Annotated in this window: 23 protein-coding genes; 4 read left to right on the top strand and 19 right to left on the bottom strand. The window is 67.0% G+C overall.

The features are described 5' to 3' along the window. Positions 1-80 precede the first annotated feature (80 nt). From mftR to B4L26_RS18500, 3 genes are all read left to right on the top strand, one after another. Complete coding sequence (mftR, locus tag B4L26_RS18510; RefSeq protein WP_290721351.1) at positions 81-689, top strand: mycofactocin system transcriptional regulator; 609 nt, start codon at positions 81-83, stop codon at positions 687-689. Between the two features lie 36 nt (positions 690-725). Further along, positions 726-1,784: a ferredoxin--NADP reductase gene (locus tag B4L26_RS18505; RefSeq protein WP_290721347.1), complete on the top strand. Its 1,059-nt coding sequence runs from the start codon at positions 726-728 to the stop codon at positions 1,782-1,784. Positions 1,785-1,852: 68 nt separating this feature from the next. After that, positions 1,853-2,236 carry a DoxX family protein gene (locus B4L26_RS18500; RefSeq protein ID WP_290721344.1) on the top strand — a complete coding sequence of 128 codons (384 nt, stop codon included), beginning with the start codon at positions 1,853-1,855 and terminating at the stop codon, positions 2,234-2,236. Positions 2,237-2,314: 78 nt separating this feature from the next. On the opposite strand, the gene B4L26_RS18495 is transcribed toward B4L26_RS18500, so the two are convergent. The 16 genes from B4L26_RS18495 to B4L26_RS18420 form a co-directional block, all read right to left on the bottom strand. Next, positions 2,315-3,106 (bottom strand): LLM class F420-dependent oxidoreductase, encoded by a 792-nt coding sequence (locus B4L26_RS18495; RefSeq protein WP_290721341.1) that lies wholly within the window; start codon positions 3,104-3,106, stop codon positions 2,315-2,317. Between the two features lie 263 nt (positions 3,107-3,369). After that, positions 3,370-3,816, bottom strand: a complete 447-nt coding sequence (locus tag B4L26_RS18490; RefSeq protein ID WP_290721339.1) for a hypothetical protein — start codon at positions 3,814-3,816, stop codon at positions 3,370-3,372. Continuing rightward, entirely contained in the window at positions 3,791-4,912 is a 1,122-nt protein-coding gene (locus B4L26_RS18485) for a hypothetical protein (protein ID WP_290721338.1), read from the bottom strand. The genes B4L26_RS18490 and B4L26_RS18485 overlap by 26 nt, the downstream gene beginning before the upstream one ends. Then, positions 4,909-5,805 (bottom strand): FAD:protein FMN transferase, encoded by an 897-nt coding sequence (locus B4L26_RS18480; RefSeq protein WP_290721336.1) that lies wholly within the window; start codon positions 5,803-5,805, stop codon positions 4,909-4,911. The genes B4L26_RS18485 and B4L26_RS18480 overlap by 4 nt, the downstream gene beginning before the upstream one ends. Beyond that, positions 5,802-6,185, bottom strand: a complete 384-nt coding sequence (locus B4L26_RS18475) for a calcium-binding protein (protein WP_290721334.1) — start codon at positions 6,183-6,185, stop codon at positions 5,802-5,804. Before B4L26_RS18475 ends, B4L26_RS18480 begins: the two co-directional genes overlap by 4 nt. A 137-nt stretch (positions 6,186-6,322) precedes the next feature. Further along, positions 6,323-7,090: a DNA alkylation repair protein gene (locus B4L26_RS18470; RefSeq protein ID WP_290721331.1), complete on the bottom strand. Its 768-nt coding sequence runs from the start codon at positions 7,088-7,090 to the stop codon at positions 6,323-6,325. Further along, complete coding sequence (locus B4L26_RS18465; RefSeq protein WP_290721328.1) at positions 7,090-8,310, bottom strand: NAD(P)/FAD-dependent oxidoreductase; 1,221 nt, start codon at positions 8,308-8,310, stop codon at positions 7,090-7,092. Before B4L26_RS18465 ends, B4L26_RS18470 begins: the two co-directional genes overlap by 1 nt. Before the next feature lie 11 nt (positions 8,311-8,321). Next, a complete protein-coding gene (locus tag B4L26_RS18460; protein ID WP_290721324.1) occupies positions 8,322-8,840 on the bottom strand; it encodes a hypothetical protein in 519 nt (172 codons plus the stop codon). After that, positions 8,810-9,409 carry a hypothetical protein gene (locus B4L26_RS18455; protein ID WP_290721321.1) on the bottom strand — a complete coding sequence of 200 codons (600 nt, stop codon included), beginning with the start codon at positions 9,407-9,409 and terminating at the stop codon, positions 8,810-8,812. Before B4L26_RS18455 ends, B4L26_RS18460 begins: the two co-directional genes overlap by 31 nt. Then, positions 9,406-9,915: a hypothetical protein gene (locus B4L26_RS18450; protein WP_290721319.1), complete on the bottom strand. Its 510-nt coding sequence runs from the start codon at positions 9,913-9,915 to the stop codon at positions 9,406-9,408. Before B4L26_RS18450 ends, B4L26_RS18455 begins: the two co-directional genes overlap by 4 nt. Then, positions 9,912-10,451, bottom strand: a complete 540-nt coding sequence (locus B4L26_RS18445) for a hypothetical protein (protein WP_290721318.1) — start codon at positions 10,449-10,451, stop codon at positions 9,912-9,914. The genes B4L26_RS18450 and B4L26_RS18445 overlap by 4 nt, the downstream gene beginning before the upstream one ends. 2 nt (positions 10,452-10,453) lie before the next feature. Then, entirely contained in the window at positions 10,454-11,281 is an 828-nt protein-coding gene (locus tag B4L26_RS18440; RefSeq protein WP_290721315.1) for an SDR family oxidoreductase, read from the bottom strand. 49 nt (positions 11,282-11,330) lie between these two features. Next, the gene (locus tag B4L26_RS18435) at positions 11,331-11,918 is read right to left on the bottom strand and encodes a TetR/AcrR family transcriptional regulator (RefSeq protein ID WP_290721312.1); all 588 of its coding nucleotides are present in this window, start codon (positions 11,916-11,918) and stop codon (positions 11,331-11,333) included. Then, positions 11,915-13,255: a cytochrome P450 gene (locus tag B4L26_RS18430; protein ID WP_290721310.1), complete on the bottom strand. Its 1,341-nt coding sequence runs from the start codon at positions 13,253-13,255 to the stop codon at positions 11,915-11,917. The genes B4L26_RS18435 and B4L26_RS18430 overlap by 4 nt, the downstream gene beginning before the upstream one ends. A gap of 87 nt (positions 13,256-13,342) precedes the next feature. After that, complete coding sequence (locus B4L26_RS18425) at positions 13,343-13,747, bottom strand: pyridoxamine 5'-phosphate oxidase family protein (RefSeq protein ID WP_290721308.1); 405 nt, start codon at positions 13,745-13,747, stop codon at positions 13,343-13,345. A gap of 59 nt (positions 13,748-13,806) precedes the next feature. After that, entirely contained in the window at positions 13,807-14,763 is a 957-nt protein-coding gene (locus tag B4L26_RS18420; RefSeq protein WP_290721306.1) for an o-succinylbenzoate synthase, read from the bottom strand. 73 nt (positions 14,764-14,836) lie between these two features. Between B4L26_RS18420 and B4L26_RS18415 the strand changes: the two genes are divergently transcribed. Next, the gene (locus B4L26_RS18415) at positions 14,837-15,793 is read left to right on the top strand and encodes an oxygenase MpaB family protein (protein WP_290721305.1); all 957 of its coding nucleotides are present in this window, start codon (positions 14,837-14,839) and stop codon (positions 15,791-15,793) included. 69 nt (positions 15,794-15,862) lie between these two features. Here B4L26_RS18415 and B4L26_RS18410 read toward each other — a convergent pair whose 3' ends face one another. The 3 genes from B4L26_RS18410 to B4L26_RS18400 all read right to left on the bottom strand — a co-directional run. Further along, complete coding sequence (locus tag B4L26_RS18410) at positions 15,863-16,825, bottom strand: alpha/beta hydrolase (RefSeq protein ID WP_290721302.1); 963 nt, start codon at positions 16,823-16,825, stop codon at positions 15,863-15,865. 282 nt (positions 16,826-17,107) lie between these two features. After that, the gene (locus tag B4L26_RS18405) at positions 17,108-18,979 is read right to left on the bottom strand and encodes a YhgE/Pip family protein (protein WP_290721301.1); all 1,872 of its coding nucleotides are present in this window, start codon (positions 18,977-18,979) and stop codon (positions 17,108-17,110) included. Position 18,980: 1 nt separating this feature from the next. Continuing rightward, positions 18,981-19,534, bottom strand: a 554-nt coding sequence (locus tag B4L26_RS18400) for a hypothetical protein (RefSeq protein WP_290721298.1), incomplete at its 5' end; no start/stop codon positions are given.

Below are 19,534 nucleotides of genomic sequence, written 5' to 3'. Positions count from 1 at the left end.
GATGCGGATCACGACCGACTATAATGGCACTCAGTGCAGGTTTCAAGAGGGGGTCTCCGGATGCGACGGCGGGAGGGGCGATGAGCCGACGACCGGTGACGACGACGACCAAGATCAGCGACGTCGCCATCGACCTCTTCGACCGCGACGGCTTCGAGGAGACCAGCGTCGACGACATCGCCGCGGCGGCGGGGATCGCTCGCCGGACACTCTTCCGCTATTACCCGTCGAAGAATGCGATCGCCTGGGGCGATTTCGACGACCACCTCGACGACATGCGCGACCTGCTCAACAGCCTCCCCGACGACCTGCCGTTGGCCGACGCGCTCGCCCGCGCCCTCGTCGAGTTCAACGACGTCCCGGAAAGCGAAGCCGGGCGCCACCGTCGTCGGATGAACCTGCTGCTGACGGTTCCGGCGCTGCAGGCGCACTCGATGATCATGTACGCCGATTGGCGCCAGGTGGTTGCCACCTACGCCGCCAGCCGGTTGGGCCTGCGCCCCGACGAATACCAACCGCAGCTGATCGGCTGGCTGGCGCTGGGCACCGCGCTTGCGGCCTACGAACAGTGGCTCGCCGGCTCGCACGATCAAAGCGTCCGCCGGTTGCGCGAGCTACTCGTCGAAGGAAGCGGCCTGCTGGCCGTCGGGACGACGCGGCTCTCGCGGTCGGACCAGCCGATAGGCTAAATTAGAACACGTTCTATTTCGTTGAAAGGGAGTGCCATGGCCGACCTGACTCCGCACGGTTCGCGCAGCGTCATTCTGACCGTCGCCGAGGTGGTCGACGAGACCGCAGACGCGCGCAGCATCGTGTTCGAGGTCCCCGACGCCATGGGTGCGAAGTTCACCGACTACAACCCCGGACAGTTCCTCACGCTGCGCATTCCGAGCGATCAGACCGGATCGGTGGCGCGCTGCTACTCGCTGTCCTCGTCGCCGTCGACCGACGACAAGCCGAAGGTCACCGTCAAGCGGACCCCCGACGGCTACGGGTCCAACTGGGTCTGCGACAACCTCGAGGCGGGTTCGCAGATCGAGGTGCTCCCCCCGTCGGGCGTGTTCACGCCGCACAACATCCACGTGCCGCTGCTGCTGATCGCCGCTGGTTCGGGTGTCACGCCGGTGATGTCGATCCTCAAGACCGCACTCAAAACCGGCACCGGACCGATCACCTTCTTCTATGCCAACCGCAGTGAGAACGACGTCATCTTTGCCGCCGAGCTGCGGGAGCTACTCGCGGCCAACCCCGGTCGATTGACCCTGGTGCACTGGCTGGAGACGCTGCAGGGCTTGCCGAGCGCGCGGGCCCTCGCAACGGTGTTCAAGCCGATGGCAACCACACATTCGGCCTACATCTGCGGGCCGGGACCGTTCATGGACGCCGTGCACGAGGGATTGAGCAAGGCCAAGTTCGACCACCACAACGTGCACACCGAGGTCTACAACTCGCTGACCGGCGACCCCTTCGTCGACGTCGAGCACGAGGCCGTCACCGAGGAGGAGGCCGCTGAAGCGGCGCACGTGGAGGTCGAGCTCGACGGTGAGACGCACGAGCTGGCCTGGCCGCGCTCGCGCACGCTGATCGACATCATGCTGGCCGCCGGACTCGACGCCCCGTACTCCTGCCTCGAGGGCGAGTGCGGCTCCTGCGCATGCACGCTGACCGAGGGCACCGTCGAGATGGAGAACGCCGGGGCGCTCGACCCCGACGACATCGCCGACGGCTACATCCTCGGTTGCCAGTCCCGACCGACGTCGGACAAGCTGAAGATCGAGTTCTGACGGCGACCGAGCCCCATCCTCCGCCGACCGAGCCCAAATCCGCGCCGACCGAGCCCTAGGATGACTTCATGAGCACCGATCGGCTCGCCAAGATCCTCGCCGCCATCCTCATCGTCCCGGGCGTCCTGCACTTCGTGGCGCCCAAGCCGTTCGACTGGCTCATTCCCGATGAGTTGCCCGGCGATCCACGCGCCTACACCTACGCCTCCGGAGCGGCCGAGGTGAGTCTCGGCGCCGCCCTGCTGGTACCGAGCCTGCGGCAACGGGCCGCCGGCCTCGCCGCGCTGCTATTCGCCGCCGTGTTCCCGGGCAACGTCAACATGGTGCGCCTGTGGCAGGACAAGGGCCCGGTGTTGAAGTCGCTCGCGCTGGCCCGCCTGCCGCTGCAGATCCCGCTCATCGTCGCGGCTCTCATTCTTTGGCGCCGGTCCGACGCCGCGAGCGCCGAGTAGCGGGCCTCAATCCCACCCCGTTTCGGAACTCCTGCTTCGATCGATGCTGGATTGCCGAAACGGCTGAGGCTCGACGTGTCAGCCGCGCGCATCCCGCCAGCGGCACAAGATTTCGGCCTGCGTGAGGTCGTAGTCCGGACCACCGGCGTCGACGGTGAGCATGCCGACTCCGAGATCCGCCAGCAGGTCCGCCTTTTCCCGCAGGCCGTCGGGTGACCGACGACGACCGCCGATCGCAACGGACCGCTCGATCTGCGACGGATCGCGGCCGACGTCGGCGCAGTGGCGTTCGAGCACCTGAACCTTGTGCTGGTGCGTCTCCGGGTTGGCGAATGAATGCCAGATGTCGCCGTACTCGGCAACTAGGCGCAGCGTCTTGCGCTCCCCTTCCCCGCCGATCAGCACGGGTATTTTGCGCGTCGGCGGCGGGTTGAGTTTGCTCCACCGCTCGACGATGCGCGGCATCGCCGTCGCCAGGTCGTCCAGGCGCGAGCCCACGGTGCCGAATTCGTAGCCGTACTCGTCGTAGTCGCGCTGGAACCAGCCCGACCCGATCCCGAGGATCAGGCGCCCGCCACTGATGTGATCCACGGTGCGCGCCATGTCGGCCAGCAGTTCGGGGTTGCGATAGGAGTTGCAGGTGACTAGGGCTCCAAGCTCGACGTTCGACGTCTGCTCGGCCCACGCGCCGAGCATGGTCCAGCACTCGAAGTGGGCGCCGTCGGGATCACCGTAGAGCGGGTAGAAGTGGTCCCAGTTGAACACGACGTCGACGCCGATCTCCTCGGCGCGCATCACCGCATCTCGGATCAGCCCATAGTCGGGAGCCTGCTGGGGTTGGATCTGAACACCGATACGGATCGAAGCCATCCTCCGATCCTACGACCGCGTCAGCGGACGAAGCGCCCGATCGTCCACAAGGCTCCGTTGCGCACGGGGACCAGCCGCGTCGCCAATGCCACCTTGCTCAGCAACCGCGATCTCGCGACCAACTTCTGCGTCGCCATGCGACGATCCGCAGCGCGCGGCACTGCAACTATCGAACTGGGCCGAGGGCGTCATGGTGCACAAGCTCTGTCTGCCCGGCGCGCCGGTCGGCGACTCACCCGAGGACATCGAGCACGCCATTCGAGTCAGTATCCGGTGAACGCATCGGTGTGCACGCGCCAGCGCCGCAGTGCCGTCGTCGGATCGGCCTGCCGCACCGCGCGCACCGTCGTCGAAACGAATCCTGGCGCACCCGACACGAAGTAGTGGGTGGCCTCGTCCCAAGGCACACCCAGCTCCCCGCACAACCACAGCTCGGAGAGCCCCGATGCCGCCTCCGTCGACACCACGGATTCGACGCGGGCTCCTGCCTCTCGCACCGCGGCCAGCACATCGCCGTAGACCGCCCGATCCGCCGCGCGCACGACGTGGACGACGACGACCCGGTCGAGCGCTTCGCGGTCGTCGAGGAGTGCGCGCAGCATGGCGACGTGGGGCGTTATGCCTATGCCCGAGGAGAGCAGAACGACCCGGCCGCGTCGCGGCATCGTCGGTGACAGCACGAAATCACCGCCGATGTTGTCTACCCACATCCGCTGGGCGCTCTCGATCAACGCCTGTTTTGAAGGGCGACGCGCCGCCGTTGACGGTGAAGGCGAACTCCGCCGGAGCGCCCGGTACGGAGGCGAAGGAGAACACCCGGCGCGACCGCCGCCACAGCGGCCATCCCCATCGCGGCATGCTCAGCGTCGCCCATTGCCCGGGACGGAAGTGCGGCTGCGCATCGCCAGCGACCGCATAGGTCGACGCCGCGATCGGCGCGGTGACGACCCTCATCGCAACGCGCCGAGCAGTACCGGCAGCCAGGCGCACGCCGAACGCGAAGAGGCAGCCCACGAGCAGCGCGATCTCCGGGTCGAAAGCGAACATGAAGGTATCGGTGACGGCGAAGTGGACCGAGCTGTACATCAACGCACCCACCAGCATGCCGTAGAACAGCCGCGCCGTCCGCGTCGACGGCGAGGTCAACGGTTCGGGCAGCATGAACACCCCCAGGAACAGCAACGGCGTCGACCTGACGATGACCGACACGCTCTGCCCTGTCTCATGGAGCGACGCCGCAATCACTGCGGTTCCCAGTGCCGCAGCGACGTAGACCAGTAACAGCGGCCATTCCCGCAGCACCGTCACCACCACCACCCCGACCACCAGCATCGGGATGAGCAGCTGCGCCGAGGCCACCCACCAGGAGAGGTAAGCGATGCCGCCCACCTGTGCCACGGTGAAGGCGTAACAAGTCACCGCCCCTGCGACGACCGGGTTGACGATCAACCGCCGACGCCACACGAGGACGTACTTCGAGAGCGACGCGGCCGCGGCCCCCAGCGCCACGGCTTTCATCGTCGCGGTATCAACGCCAACCGGCATGACGAAGAAGAGGATCAGGGCGGTGATGAGCCACGAGTCGGAATTGGGCGGTACCCGGATAACCGCGGCGCAGACATAGGTCACCACGCCCGACACGAGCACGACGATCAGCAGCGATCGACCCAGTGCGACGACCGGATAGCCGAAACCTTCGTCGCCGGAGTCGACGGCGGCAAGGGCGACGGTGTAAGCCACCAGCGCGATCAGCCCCAGTAGCACCGCCCGGTGGGGCGTGAGCCACGACGGCAAGCGGACGGTCAACTGAACATCTCCAGCCCCGGCCACGCCGACCACTCCGCCGTGCCGTCGGCGTACATCGTCACGTAGTCGAAGTCGATACCGAGCCGGGCGCGCAACTCGCGCGCCGGAGTGAAGAACAGGGCGGTCGCCAAACCGTCGGCGATCATCGTCGACTCCGCGACGGCCCAGGTGGCCACCACACCTCGTGCAGGTGCCGACGTACGGCCGTCGATCACGTGGTGCCAGTCGCTCCAGGATCGGCGGACGACTGACGACGCACAGATGGCACCACCGGTGAGTTCGACGACGCCGATCGCCGTCGCCGGATTGGCCGGGTGCTCCAATCCGACACGCAGCGGTAGGTCCCGCACCGACACCACCAAGTCGCCGCTCCCGTCCACGATGAAGGTCGCGGTGTGGCCAGCGATAATCTTGGCAACCCGGTCGACGGCGAACCCCTTGCCCGCCGCGCCCACGTCGATGAGCGCCGGCGTGGTCATCAGCAGCTCGCGATCGTGACCGTGCAGCACCTCGTCCCATGCCGGGACACGCCGTACGGTCGGCGCCGGTACCAGCGAGTACTGCGCGTCGTAGCCTGCGTCGACGAGGGTCTGCCCCACGAACGGGGTGACCGCGCCCGCCGTCGCGTCATACAGCGCGCGATACCAGTCGACGAGCGGCTGGTCAGTGGCCGCGATCGCATATCGCCCGGCCTGTCTCGAGGCCTGCGCCACTATAGAATCGTCGCGGAACCGCGACCATGTGCGATCGATCCGAGCCAATTCGGCCGTGACCGCATCGGCGACCACGTTGGGAATCGGATCCCCGACGGTGATGGTCCACCCGGTACCGAGCGCGTCAAAGGTCCAGTCATGCACGATGTCTGACCCCAGTCGCGCCGACGGCTCAGTCACCTACGTGCTTGGCCCTTGATGCTGGCGAGGGCCTTGTTGAATCCCTGCGGGGTCAACGACGACCCGGCGGTCTTGCCGACGTTGATCTCGTCGATGTTCTTACCGACGACTTTGCTTCGGGCACCGCCCCAGAACTGCCGCTGGTACCCGGCAGAGACGGGCAGGGCCGACCACTGGACCACCTCTGCCGACTTGACGATGTTGTCCGACAACGTCATGCGGATGCCGATCTCGCTTTGGATACCGCCCGGGAGCGGATACGTGCCGACGCCGGTGTACGTCCCGTCGCGATAGTTCGCCGCCGACGCCGTAGTCGGACTCAGTGCGATGCCCAATGCCGCGGCTGCTGCGATGACTGCTGCGGCTCGCGCCGCGACCACGTGCCTATTCGAAACCGTTGAGCCATCGGTGAACATGCAACTAGCGTAAGGCTCACTAAAGAGTGATAGCGGGCAAACTGCCCACTCGGCGGCGCACGGTTGCCCACTCGGCGCCGCGGCGCTGCCCACTCGGCAGATCAGCGCAATGCGCGGTAGTGCTTGCGCTCGTCTGGAGTCAGATGCTCGACGGCATAGCTCAACGCGGTCCGGCCCAGTTGCGCCGCGTGCTCGTCGAGATAGCGCGTCAACTCCGCCCGCTCGACCCGCTTGCCCATCTCGCGCAGCATCCACCCAAATGCCTTCTGGATCAGGTCGCGCCGATCGTCGACGACGACGGGCGCGACGGCCAGTGTCGCCGTCGGGTCACCCACCCACACATAGGCGTGGGTCCCGATGATCCCGACGCGCCTGTCCCACAACGACTCCCGTCGCGCGTAGTCGATGAGCTCGGCGTGGTCGTCGTTGTCCAAGCACCACTGTCCGAGGATCTGGCGGGCCGATGAGTCGACCAGGTCCCAGTTGTTGACGTGCCCCTCGGCGATAGCGTCCCGGTAGCACTGGACCCATTGGGCTCGGTCGGTGCGGTTTTGGGCTCGGTCGGTGCGGTTTTGGGCTCGGTCGGCGGGATTCTGGGCTCGCTCGGCAAATCCTTGAACCATCAGGAGCAGCGCTAGCAACCGGACCTCGTGGACATCGTCGGCCACGAGTTCACTACAGGTCGCGATATCGGCCCCACGGAACTGCCGCGCCAGCTTCCGCAACTGCGGCACCGGCACGCCGACGAAGACGTCGCCCTCGGCATACTCCCCCGGTCCGGTCTTGAAGAACCAGGCCGACGAGGCCGCACGCTCGGCATCGCCCAGCGCGACGACCGCCTGCCGGATGACTGCCGCAGATGCCGACATCAGTCTGGCAGCACGTCCGCGATCGGTGTCGGGGTGACCAGCTTCGGGCGTGTCTTCATCACTGCGCCGACCTTCCCGGCGCCCGCGACCGCGGTGAGCATCCCGTCGCGGCTGAAGTAGGCGAGCCACTTGTGGCCGTCGTCGTCGACGATGTGCACGTCGTCGTCGGCCTTGGGCCACCCCAGGACCTGGATCTTCAGGTCGTATTGGTCGCTCCAGAAGTACGGGACCGCCGGAACCACGGCATTGTCGGTGCCAAGTAGTGCCGCCGCCACGATCGCCGCCTGTTCGACGGTGTGGTTCCAGTGCTCGGCGCGCCGCTGCGCCCCGCCGTGGTCACGCCAATTCGCCATGTCGCCGAGCGCGTACACCCCGTCTGCGTTCGTGCGGCCGACCTCGTTGCACGCGACGCCACCGCCGACCTCACGGCTGGCCAGCTCGACACCCGACCCGTCGAGGAAGTCGACGATGGGCGTCGAACCGATCCCGACGACGACGATGTCCGCGGGCACCACCTCGCCGTCGGAGAGCTTCACCCCCGTCACCCGACCGTCCTGCGCCACAATCTCGTCGACGCCGGTACCGGCCCGCACCGTCACGCCCTTCTCGAGGTGCTGACGGGTTACAAGTGCGCCGATCTCGGTGCCCACCGCCTGCGCGAGCGGCGTCGGCGCCGGTTCGACGAGCGTCACCGACAGTCCCATGCTGTGCAGACTCGCTGCGACCTCGCACCCGATGAACCCGGCGCCGATGACGACGGCCGCCTTCGCGCCCCCGATGGCCACGCGCAGCCGCTCCGCGTCGTCGATGGTCCGCAGGGTGAACACGCCGTCGACGCCGCCGGCACCGGGAAACTCCCGCGGCGCGAGGCCGGTCGCGATGACCAGCGCGTCGTAGGACTGCTCATACGTCGAGCCGTCGGCACGCGACACAGTCACCGTCTTGCCAGCCGGATCCACCGCATCGACATGCTCGCCCGTGCGCAGATCGATCGTCGAGTCGCCAAAGAACTCGTCTGGCTTGAGGTCGACGCGGCCGATGGCGTCGGTGAGGACCTTCTTCGACAGCGGCGGGCGGTCATACGGTGGGTGCGGCTCAGCACCGATCATGACGACCGGCCCCTCATGGCCGCCGCTGCGCAGGTTCTCGGCGACGCGGATTCCGCCGAGTCCTGCGCCCACGATCACTACCGTCGAATCCGGCGCGATCTTGTCCGACATGGATTGCCTCCTCAGGACACCATGCCGCCCGCCGGAGTCAGTCCGGCGAGCAGCCACTCCCCGTCGACCTTACGCATAGCCGCCCAGCGCGCTAAGGGTACCCTCGGAACCTCGCGGTCACCGGCGCCCGGAGCAGCCCAAAGGTCGAGGAAGACGAGCACCTGCGCGCCCGAGCCGCTCAACTCCTGCACCCCCGTCCCGACCACCCTCGACCGCATGGTCATCCGCCGCCCCACCGCACCCGGCAGCACGACATCGGCACCACGGCTGGCGTACTCGTCGGCCAGGCGTCCAGTCAGCAGGGCGGCGACATCGGCGCGTACCGGCGGATCACCGGTTCGCTGGGTGGTCAGCGCGGTGACCGCGTGTGCGGCCGACGCCATCACCACAGCACGCGCTGGATCGTCGTCGGTCCGGTCATCGGCAACGCGCCACCACGCGGCGACGGCAACGATGACGAGCAGCGCCGCGACCACGACCGCCACCGCGGTACGCCGCGTCACGCCTGCCTCGCGTTCGCGATCAGCCATCGGCCGCCCGACTCGCTCATCGTCACGACGACGGGGATCCGCTTGGCGGTGGTATCGGCACCGATGAGCTGCGGATTGGTCGCCTCCGCGACGACGAGCACGGCGATGTCGCCGTCCGATCGCGGCTCGTCGACCAGCGAGACCGCCAGGACCTGCCCGGTCGAGGGCCCCGACTGCGCCGAGATCTCGTCGACGAGTCCCTTGCGGGCCGCCTCGATCCGGGCCCGTTGCTCCCCCGTGGACACCGCGACAACCGCGTCGACGTAGCCGCTCGCGTTGCGCGGATCTGCGGTGAGCATCGTCGTCACTGCCGCGCGGGCTGCCGCCTGCGCCGAGTCCCCGCGGGCGGTGGCGGTGTGGGCGCGGTGGGCAAGGAATCCAAAAACGAGGGCTGCCGCGGCGGCGAGGACGATCAGTGCCGCGACCGCGCGCATCGCATTGACCAGCCAGCGACGACGCCGTTGTGCCCGGCGGCGTAGAGCTGGTCCAGCAGCGATGCGCGCCTCCCGCCAACGACGCAGTGCGCGCGACCGCTCGGCCGACCGCGCCGATCCGCGCGGCGCGCTCACCGGATCACCTCCAGGAAATCCAGCAGCCAGCTGCCGCCGCGGTACACGAAGCGCGACGCGAGGATCCGATCGTCGGGCGGGATCTTTGCGCCGGGATCGGCGATCTCCACGACGGCCACGACATCGGCCCAATCCTCACCGGATTCCCCGACTCCGACGGTGCGCGCCTTCACCGTCGCCGCTCCCTCCCGCCGCACGCTCAGCAGCGGCTCATTGGCGGCCGCGAAGCGATTGGTGACCATGGCACGGGCCCGGCGGGAGTCGATAGCCACGGTCTTCGACGTGTACGAGAGGACGCCCGCGATGACCGTCGGGGCCGCGTCGCGCACGGCGTCGCGCTGCGCCTGCCGCTCATCGGCGGCACGCCATGCCGACCATTGGGCCGCAGCGAGGCAAAGCAGAGCCACGACGACGAGCGAACCGAGCGCCAGCAGAACGAGCCGGCGCCGGTCGTCGGCGGCGGCCTGCCGGTCTGCAGCGGCGCCGGATCGGGTTGTCGCGGTCACGGGAGGTATTGCACCATGGCCAGCCGCAGGACGCCGTCCTCGTCGGCGACGACAACGCGCAACCGGAAGTCCGTGCTGCGGGCCGGCGCCTGCGCGGTGGCAGCGAGGTCGACGGTGGCGAAGACGAGCACCTCGGCCTGATCGCCGCGGCGCGCGGTGAGGCCGGTGCCCTGCACTCGACCATTGGAGACGGTGCCGGCGGCGCGCACGAAGGCGGTGTAGGCGTCGGCGGACTGGGCGAACTCATCGTGGAACTCACCGGTCGCGCCGGCGAGGACGCGTTTGGCCCGGTCGGGCTGGCCGGGCGCGACGGACAACAGCAGGTTGACGCGATCAGCCGCGGCGCGCTGGAACTCCTCGTCGGACGGTCCGCGACCGGAGATCAGTGCCGCAATGATCCCGCTGGTCGCGGCAAGGGCGGCCACCGCGACCGCCACCTGCGACCACCGGGCCGCACCCTGAGCCCCCGCCAGGTACTCGGACCGCGCACGGCGTTCGGCCGCCAAGAGCTCGCGGTCGTCCCCGTGCGAACCCACGCCTATTGGCCGATGCGCTTGTTGTACTCGGCGCGCTGGGAGCTGTCGTACTTGAGGAAGATGTGGTCGAGACCGGTCATCGTGCGGGCGCGGCGCTTGAGGCCCTGCGGCATGATCGTGTTGGCGTGCACCCACCCCATCGAGCGCGGCGCCGCGGCGCGCACCTGCGGGGTGATGATCGTCGCGACGATCCCGGCGGCGACGACGTCGGGTTCGACGACGCGGATGTAGCGGTTCGTCTCCAAACCGCTGATCAGCCCGGTGTTGGTGAACGAGGGCAGGATCGTCGAGACCGCCACACCGGTGTCGGCGAGTTCGGCGTTGAGCGCCTCGGAGAACTCGATGACCCCGGCCTTCGCGGCGTTGTACACGGCGAGCCCCGGCGTCGGCAGACGGCCGGCGACCGACGCGACGTTGACGATGTGCCCGTGCCCGCGGGCGACCATCCGCCGCGCCGCTGCCTGCGTCCCCCAGATGACGCCCATCAGATCGATGTCGATGGTGCGACGGATCAGTGCCGCGTCGTAGTTGAGAAATGGTCCGACGGGCATGATCCCGGCGTTGTTGACCCAGACATCGACCGGCCCGACGATCCGCTCGGCCTCATCGAGAAAGGCCTCGATCGACTCGGTCGACGTGACGTCGAGTTCCAGGCCTTCGACACCGAGATCGGCTGCGGCCTTCCCGACGGCCTCACCGTCGACGTCGCCGAGGATGACGCGCGCCTTCGCGGCCACCAGTTGCGTGGCCGTCTCGAAGCCGATACCGCGCGCACCGCCGGTGATCACGACGACTTTGTCGCGCAGCGCATCGGTGTTGAGGGGTTTCACGTGGGTTCTCCTTGGACGATCGGGAAGTCGGGGTAGTCGAGACCGGTGGTCAGTAGATCATCGGTGCGAGGAACGTCGCGGCAAGTTGACGCACGTACTCCGGCGTCGTGCGCGCCGGATCGGTGACGGGATTCTCCAAGTAGGAGATGACCAGACGGACGTGCAGCTCGACTGCTTGGTGCAGCAGGTCGTCGGGCATCTGCGCACCGGCTGCGCGCATTGTCGCCACGATCCGCTCGGTGACGATGTCGATGAACAGCGTGTTGATCGAGTCGGCGAAGTTGCGGACCTCGTAGTCCTCCAACACCATGCGGCTCAACAGCGGATCGGTGCTGATCATCTCTGCGCCGGTGGCGAACGCCTCAACGACGGCCTCGCGCGGCCCGAGGCCGGCGACGGCCTCTTCGAGCTGGCGCATGCCCCGCTCGTACGCCTCACTCGCGACGGCCAGCAGCAGGCTGTCCTTGTTGGGGAAGCGCCGGTAGAGCGTCGAGCGGCTGACACCGGCGGCCGCGGCCACCTCGTCCATGTTGGCGCGACGCGCGCCGACCGCGGCGAACTCGTTCGCCGCGGCGTGCAGGATCGCCGATTCCTGGTCCTCTACGGTTGCCGTGCTGCGCGCCTTACGACTGCTCATGTGAGTCGCTGCAGGTTGACCGGCAGCTTGTCCTTGGGCACCGGGAGCGCGCTGTAGTCCATCGGCACGACGTAGTCCGACGGCACGGTCCACTCGTAGTCGCGCAGCAGGTTGTGCATGATCGTCTTGATCTCCATCTGACCGAAGTACAGGCCGATGCACTTGTGGACGCCGCCGCCGAACGGCATCCAGGCGAAGCGGTGCCCTTTGTCCTCGGCACGGTCGGCGTCGAAGCGCCCCGGGTCGAAGACGGTGGGATTGGTGAAGTACTGCGCGTCGCGGTGGTTGGTCAACTGCGGGACGCTCACCAGCGTGCCCTCCGGGATGAAGTAGCCCCCCACCTGCGTGTCCTTGACCGCCATGCGCGGCTGGGCGGGCACCGGCGGGCACAGCCGCAGCGACTCCTTCATGACCCGGTCGAGGATGTCGAACTTGCCCAGGTCGTCGTAGTCGAGAATCGCGGGCAGCTCCATCGACTGGGCGCGCGCCTGGTCCTGCCACCCGATGTTCTTGGCGAGGTGATAGGACATCTGGCTCATGGTGATCGTCGACGTGTCGTGGGCGGCCATCAACACGAAGATCATGTGATTGACAACGTCCTCGTCGGTGAACGTGTGGCCCTCGTCGCTCTCGGCGTGGCAGAGCACCGAGAAGAGGTCAGGAGTCTCCTTAGCGCGCTTGGCGTCGATGTTGGCGTAGAAGAACTCCTCGAGCACCTTGCGCGAGCGGACACCCTTCCACCAACGGCCAGGAGGAATCGGCTTGCGCACGAAGGCCACGCCCGCGCGGACCGTCTCGATGAAGGCCTTGTTGAGCTTGTCGGCCTCGTCCTTGGGCAGTTCGACGCCGAGGAACACCTCCAGGGCGATGTCGAGGGTCAGTTCCTTGAACTCGCTGAACAGCTTCACCTTGCCGGTCGGGAACTGCGCGACGCGATCGGCGATGACCGGCTGCATCTCGCCGAAGTAGCCCTTGAGGATCTTCGGGGTGAAGGCCTGCTGCAGGATGTGGCGGTGGTGACGGTGCTCATCGAAGTCGAGCAGCATCACACCGCGGTTGAAGAACGGCCCGATGAAGTAGCTCCACGCGGGGCCGTTGGCGAAGGCCTTGTCCTTGTTCATCAGGATCTGCTCGGCAGCGTCGGGACCGGAGCAGGTCACGATGTTGATTCCGAAGGCGTCCATCGACGAGACGTTGCCGTACTCCTCCCGGCGCGCGGCGGAGAAGCCGAACGGATCGCGGCGCATGCGCAGGATCTCCGCTATGCCGTTGCGCGGGTTCTTCGGAATAGATTTAAGGTCACTGTCGGCTGGTGCCTGGGGCTGGACGGCGGTCATGGGATCTCCTCGTTCGCGCGATAGGACAGGGCGCGGTGTGGCCTACATCTCAGAATACACCGATTGAAACAAATAGACAGCTTTGTTTCAACTGAGGTCGCCGGTGCGCCAGCGGGTCGGCCGCAACACGAACAGCGCCTCGGCGGGCATCGCGGCGACAAAACCCTCGACCGCCTCGGGCGACAGGTATCGCGTCGCCATCATCCGGTTGTGGTCCTTGCTCGGCGGCAGTTCGTCGACCAGGTCGCACTCGACCGAGACAAAGACGATGCGCGGCTCCATCTCGTCGACCACAAGCGTGCACCGGCCCGCGGCACGCAGCAGCTTGGCCTTGAACGTGCCGGGCGGGGTGATGACACGGAGGTCTCCGCCGGGGGCGTAGTCGTACCAGATCGGGATGGCCAGCGGGGCACCGCCCTTGCGCTCGATCGCGATGGTCCCGATCCGCGGCTGAGCCAGAAATGCCTGGGCTGCTTCCGTGGTGAGTTCCATATCGCCAACCTAGCCCCGACCTCCAACACCAGGAGGCCATATCCGCCGGAATGCGGTGGTCAGGACCGACGCGAGGCCAGCAACGCGTGGCACCGCACCAGCCGGTCGAGCCACCACTGTCTGCGCTCGGGAGCGGCGAGCGGGGGCGCGTCACCGACCTCTACGGCCGTCGGTCGCAATTCGCCGCTGGTCTGCCGCGGCGGGTCCGTGGTCACATCGTCGACGAAGAGCGCCCCGGTGCCGAGGCCGCAGGCGTGGTCGAGTGTCGGCAGTGCGGCTGCCGTAGCGATTCCGGCGCTGATGCCGACGGCGGTGTCCAGCGCACTGGACACGACAATGGGCAGCCGGATCTGCTCGGCCAGTTCCAGTACGCGGCGCATCCCACCCAGGGGCGCGACCTTGACGACGGCGATGTCGGCAGCATCTGCGGCCGCAACGCGCAGTGGGTCCTCGGCCTTGCGGATCGATTCGTCGGCGGCGATGGGCGTCGACACCCGACGCCGCACCGCGGCCAGCTCCTCGACGCTTGCGCACGGCTGCTCGACGTACTCCAACTGCCCCAGCGCCGCGATCGCGGTGACCGCCTCGTCGACCGACCAGCCCCCGTTCGCATCGACACGAACTTTCTCGACGAGAGCCCGCGCGGCTTCGACGCGTTCTACGTCGTCGCGCAGCGCCTGCCCCTTCTCGGCAACCTTCACCTTGGCGGTGCGCGCACCGGGGAAGCGGGCGAGGATGGCCGGCACCTCCGACGCGGGAACGGCCGGCACCGTCGCATTGACCTCGACTGCGCCACGGACTGTCGGGGGCGGTCCGAGCCATGCGGCTTCGATACCCGCGGCGAGCCAGTGTGCGGCCTCCTCGTCGTCGTATTCGACAAACGGTGAGAACTCGCCCCAGCCGGCCGGACCCCGGAAAAGCAGCACCTCGCGCACAGTGATCCCGCGAAACCGCACGCGCATGGGAAGCGCGACGACGACCGCCGTCGCGAGCAGGTCGTCGGCCGACGGGATCATGCCTCGAAGAGTATCCGACACGACTTTGAGACAAACTTTGCGATACGTTCCATTCGCGGACTATTCTGATCGCATGACAGTCCAAGACTTCTCGGAGCGCACGACCGTCCGAGACTTCGAGACCAGCGTGCGCGAGGCGGAGCCCAGCATCCTCGATGCTCCGACTTTCGACGACGACATCGACTCGCTACCGCTGCGCCTCGGCGCTGACTCCCTTGTGTGGAAGTACTACGGCGACATCCGTGGCCTGCTCGGCTTCCAGCGCGTCGCCGGCACCGAGAACTGCATCGAGCAGCTCGCCAAGGGCGTGGAGGACCACTCGGTCATCTTCAGCGATTTCATCGGCCGCGGTAAGCGGACCGGGCCGCCGATCATGAAGACGGTCTACTCCGAGGACCCGTACGGGTGGGGCCACAAGGTCCGCGACTTCCATCGCGACATCAAGGGCACCATCAGCGACGGCTCGCGCTACCACGCACTGAACCCGGAGCTCTTCTACTGGGCGCACGCGACGTTCGTCGACCAGACCATCTACGTCACCGACACCTTCATCCGCCGCCTCTCCTACGAGGAGAAGGCCCAGATCTTCGAGGAGTCGAAGGTCTGGTACCAGCTCTACGGCGTGAGCGCGCGCAGCCAGCCCCAGACCTACGACGAGTTCGTCGAGTACTGGAACGCGATGTGTGACAAGTTCGTCCCGACCAAGACGATTGTCTACGCCACGGGCTACTTGCGTCAGGGCGTACCCGGCCCCAAGTGGATGCCCGCTCCGGCCTGGAGGATCGTGTCGGCACCGATCAACGGCGCCCTGCGCCTGGTCTTCATCGGCTCGCTGCCCCAGCAGATGCGCGACGTCTGCCGACTGGAGTGGACGCCGAAACAGCAGCGCCGCTTCGACCGCTTCGCCGCCTTCATGCGCACGGCCAACCCGGTGATCAACCGGCTGCCCTTGCGGATGCTGTACACCTCATGGGCCTACGACGGTTGGAAGCGCGAGGGCGTCGACCCCCGCAAACTCCACAACGGATAGGCCCCCCGGCGTTTCGTCAATCCAGCATCGATCGACGCGGGGTTGACGAAACCGTGAGGGCTCGGTCGACTATCGGCGGTCGCGGAACCAGCCCGCTCGGAAGGCCCGCCACACCGAGTCCTGCCAATAGCCCCACGCGTGGGTGCCCTGCAGCTGGTAGTCGGTACTCAGATCGAGTCCGTCGCCCCCGGCCTTCGTCTCAAACGCCTTGGTCTGCGCCGCAGCGGCCGTCTCCAGCGGCATTCCCTTGGCCGTGTCCTCGCTGATGCCGTCGTGCCGACCCGGCGCCCCGGTCGCGGCGGCGACCCGCACCTTCATCCCGCGCATCTGCGGGGTCAGGTTGAACGGGTCGTTCTTCATCCAGCGCTCGCTCCACGGCGGGCCCCACATGTCGTCGGCGTTGTACGGGCCCCGGCCCGCCGCGTTGCCCGCCTCGATCAGCGCAACCCGGATGTTCTCGCGCATCGTCGGCGCCGACAGGTTGAGGTAGCCGGACATGGAGAACGCGTGCGAAATCCGACGACGGTGATACGCGGCATAGGTCAGCGCCGAGTTGCCACCCATCGAGATGCCCATGATGGCGTACTTGTGCCACGGACCCGCGGCCATTCCGCGCGCGTCTAATTGCTTGATGATCTTGTTGAGCCGACACGTCCAGCGGTACCGGAACTTCTGCTTGTTCTCCGGCTTGTGGTCCCAGTCGGTGTAGAAGCTGGCGAGGCCGCCGATCGGCTGCACGACGTTGACCCCGCGCGAAGCGAGGCCCGAGATGTTCGTCTGACGACGCCAGCCGCTCATCCCGCCGGTGGCACGCAGACCGTCGAGTGCGATCACGGTCTTGTAGTTGCTGGAGCGCTTCCACACGTCGACCGGCGATTTCGGCATGCCGCACCCCGTTGTGTAGAAGCGGGTGCGCACGACGGCGTCAGCGGGCGCGGCGCTGATGCACGTGGCCATCAGCGCGCCGACCACTAGGGCGACGGCGGGTACCCCTCGACGACCCGACAGCACCCGAAACAATTGTTTGTGCACGTCGGAAGACTATTGACGACGAGGAGACGCTCACAAGCCTTGTGTCCCAATGCGAACTGCATCGAGACCTCGTGTTAATACAGTGACGGGTGTGATTTACCCGACTACTTGAGGCGCTCTTCCTCTTCGCGCTCGAGACGCTCGCGCTCATGCTGGCGAGCCTTCTCTTCTTCTTCGATCTTCTGCTCGCGCTCGTTCTTGTTGCTCATGTGTGAAGTGTATCGAGGAGTGTCGTTGATGAAACCGTTGGGACGGGCCCTCCCCGTCCCAACGGCCACCGGGTCAGGTCGCGATCGTCGGGTACAGGCGGAAGATCGTGAAGCGCCGGTCGCGGTGGGCTATCAGCGAGGAGATGAGCCAACACACCGCGGTGACGGCCACGATGATCCCGATGGAGATCCACAACCGGTGGTCCACCCCGCCCATCGTCAGCTGTTTCAGCCCCTGGACCGGGTAGGCCAGCGGATCGAAAATGTGCAGGAACCCGAGGTCCTTCCCCAAGATCTTCAGCGGTATGAGACCGCCGGCGAGCAGGAACAGGATCATTAGCAGGCCCAGCGAGAACACCCGGCCGATACCGGCCCCCAGAATCGCGTAGATCATCTGTATGAAGGCTTGGGCCATCACCACCACGAGAAGCATGAACGCGAAGGTGCCGACCCAGTGCTCGGGGCGCAGGCCGATACCGATCACCACGAGGTAGAGCACCAGCGCCTGGGCCGCACCGACCCAGAACACCGGCGCCGCCGAGGCGAGGACCGAGCGGAAGCCACCCAGGCCGAACGTGATGGGCCGCTTCTGGATCGCCGAGAACAGCATCCACGCAAGGATCGCGCCCATGAACAGTGCCAAGGTGAACATCGGCGGCACCAGGCTCTCGCCCAGGGTGATGTTCTTGTGGTGCGTGTCGCTCTTCATCGTCACCGGATCGGCGAGGGACTTGGCGATCGCGTCCGCCTCCTGCGGCGACAACGTCGGCAGCTGCTTGATCGCCCCGTCGACGATGCCGGCCAGCTGACCGGTCCCTTGGGCAAGCTTCCCGAGACCGGCGTGAAGTTCACCGGACCCCGACGCGAGTTCTCCCGCCGCGCCCTGCAGCTTCGCGACGTCGCCGGGCAAATTGCCGTCGGTCAGCATGGTCATCACCGTGCGAACCTGACTGTGGGGGTCGCTGAGCTCGCCGGCGATCAGCTTCGAGTTGTCGCGCACACGCTGCAACTGGGAAGGGTCGGCTCCACCTGCCGGCGGCGCGAGTAGGAATCCCTTGGCGCCCTCGAGTGTGTCGGCAAGGCGATGCTGCATCGGATCGCCGGTGGCGCGCAGCTGTGCGATCACACCGGTAATCGTCTGCACGGCCTGCGATTGACCCCTCGCGGGACGGTCCAGGACCTGCGCCAGCGAATCGGCATCCCTACCCAGCTGGTCCGCGGCCGCCCCCAGGGCCTGGCCGTTGACGGTCGGAGCCTTCTTCAGCGCGGCTTCCAAAGGCGTCGCCACCCGGACGACCGCCTGATCGATCCCGCCGAGGGCCGCAGCCAATTTGCCCGACGCGGTGTGCGCTTCTTGCATGCCGTCGTTGAGCTTGTTGACGCCGGTCGCGGCCTGGCGGATCTTCGGCTCCAGCTTCGACACGTCCTTGAGAGCGACGTCGAAGGTCTGCGTCCCGATCGTCGTTGAGACGGTGGTAACGATCTGTTGGGCCGCCGATTTGCCGATCATCGTCATCAAGTAGTTGTTCGCCGCGTTGTAGGTGAACACCATTTGCGCCTGATGGGCGTCGAACTTCATCGGCGACAGCAGCGATTCACTGAAGTTCTCCGGGATCGTGATGGAGAAGTAGTACTTGCCGTCGGTGACGCCCTTCTCTGCCTTCGCAGCGTCCACCACGCTCAGGTCGAGCTGGTGGGAGTCGACGAGAGCCTTGGTGACCTGCTTGCCCGCGTCGAGATCCGTCCCCATCGCCTTGGCCCCTCGATCGAGGTTGACCACGGCGACGCTGACGTTCTGCGTGATGTTCTTGGGGTTCCACACCGCCGCCACGGCACCCGCACCGTAGAGGATCGGAGTCAGGATGGTGATGAGCAGGATGATCCGCGGCATTCGTCCGCGCAGGTACCTCTTGACGTCACCACCGGGTGCAAATGCAGCAAACATGTCAGCGTCCTTCTGCTACGTCGAGGCGCGCGAATTCGCCATCGGTCAGGTTGTGCACGGCGATGACGTCGGCGACCCCACTGGTGGCGGGGGCCCCGTTGACGTCGGCGGTGATCACGGTCTGGTGCTCGCCGAGGGCGACCAGTCGTTCCAGAAGCAATTCGCTCGACGCCTCTCGCGTGAGTTGATCGGTCCCCCCGACCACCAGCAGCGGCGGCCGTTTCACGTTGGCCAGCGCGATGCGCAGTAGCGCATCGGTCAATTCGGGCAGATCGGTGAGGTAGGCGCCGAGCGTGGGGAGCGGGAAGTCGCCGAACACCGGTCTGCACAGGCGCTCGAGGTCCTCCTCGTGAGCCGCTCGGACCCACTTGAACCAGGGTGCGTCCCAGCGCAGCCGCTCGCTGACCACGTCCTTGACGGTGACTGCTTCGGCCACACCGTCGACCTCGTCGACGAGTGCGAGCGCGGAGTTGGCGAAGAGGTGATGGTGGTCGTTGTCGCGTCCGAAGGCACTCAAGGTGCCACCCGACAGACGGAGCTTGTCAAGTTGTCTGT

The organism is Gordonia sp. UBA7599 (genome assembly GCA_002477755.1).
Taxonomy (GTDB): domain Bacteria; phylum Actinomycetota; class Actinomycetes; order Mycobacteriales; family Mycobacteriaceae; genus Gordonia.
The sequence above is the reverse complement of the archived record's forward strand: the minus strand, read 5'-3'. Positions and strand labels throughout refer to the sequence as shown.

Excerpts from the sequence above, each read along its gene's own strand:
- mftR (WP_290721351.1), top strand. The coding sequence starts at position 81 with ATGAGCCGACGACCGGTGACGACGACGACCAAGATCAGCGACGTCGCC.
- B4L26_RS18505 (WP_290721347.1), top strand. The coding sequence starts at position 726 with ATGGCCGACCTGACTCCGCACGGTTCGCGCAGCGTCATTCTGACCGTC.
- B4L26_RS18500 (WP_290721344.1), top strand. The coding sequence starts at position 1,853 with ATGAGCACCGATCGGCTCGCCAAGATCCTCGCCGCCATCCTCATCGTC.
- B4L26_RS18495 (WP_290721341.1), bottom strand. The coding sequence starts at position 3,106 with ATGGCTTCGATCCGTATCGGTGTTCAGATCCAACCCCAGCAGGCTCCC.
- B4L26_RS18490 (WP_290721339.1), bottom strand. The coding sequence starts at position 3,816 with ATGTGGGTAGACAACATCGGCGGTGATTTCGTGCTGTCACCGACGATG.
- B4L26_RS18470 (WP_290721331.1), bottom strand. The coding sequence starts at position 7,090 with ATGTCGGCATCTGCGGCAGTCATCCGGCAGGCGGTCGTCGCGCTGGGC.
- B4L26_RS18465 (WP_290721328.1), bottom strand. The coding sequence starts at position 8,310 with ATGTCGGACAAGATCGCGCCGGATTCGACGGTAGTGATCGTGGGCGCA.
- B4L26_RS18460 (WP_290721324.1), bottom strand. The coding sequence starts at position 8,840 with ATGGCTGATCGCGAACGCGAGGCAGGCGTGACGCGGCGTACCGCGGTG.
- B4L26_RS18435 (WP_290721312.1), bottom strand. The coding sequence starts at position 11,918 with ATGAGCAGTCGTAAGGCGCGCAGCACGGCAACCGTAGAGGACCAGGAA.
- B4L26_RS18430 (WP_290721310.1), bottom strand. The coding sequence starts at position 13,255 with ATGACCGCCGTCCAGCCCCAGGCACCAGCCGACAGTGACCTTAAATCT.
- B4L26_RS18425 (WP_290721308.1), bottom strand. The coding sequence starts at position 13,747 with ATGGAACTCACCACGGAAGCAGCCCAGGCATTTCTGGCTCAGCCGCGG.
- B4L26_RS18420 (WP_290721306.1), bottom strand. The coding sequence starts at position 14,763 with ATGATCCCGTCGGCCGACGACCTGCTCGCGACGGCGGTCGTCGTCGCG.
- B4L26_RS18415 (WP_290721305.1), top strand. The coding sequence starts at position 14,837 with ATGACAGTCCAAGACTTCTCGGAGCGCACGACCGTCCGAGACTTCGAG.
- B4L26_RS18405 (WP_290721301.1), bottom strand. The coding sequence starts at position 18,979 with ATGTTTGCTGCATTTGCACCCGGTGGTGACGTCAAGAGGTACCTGCGC.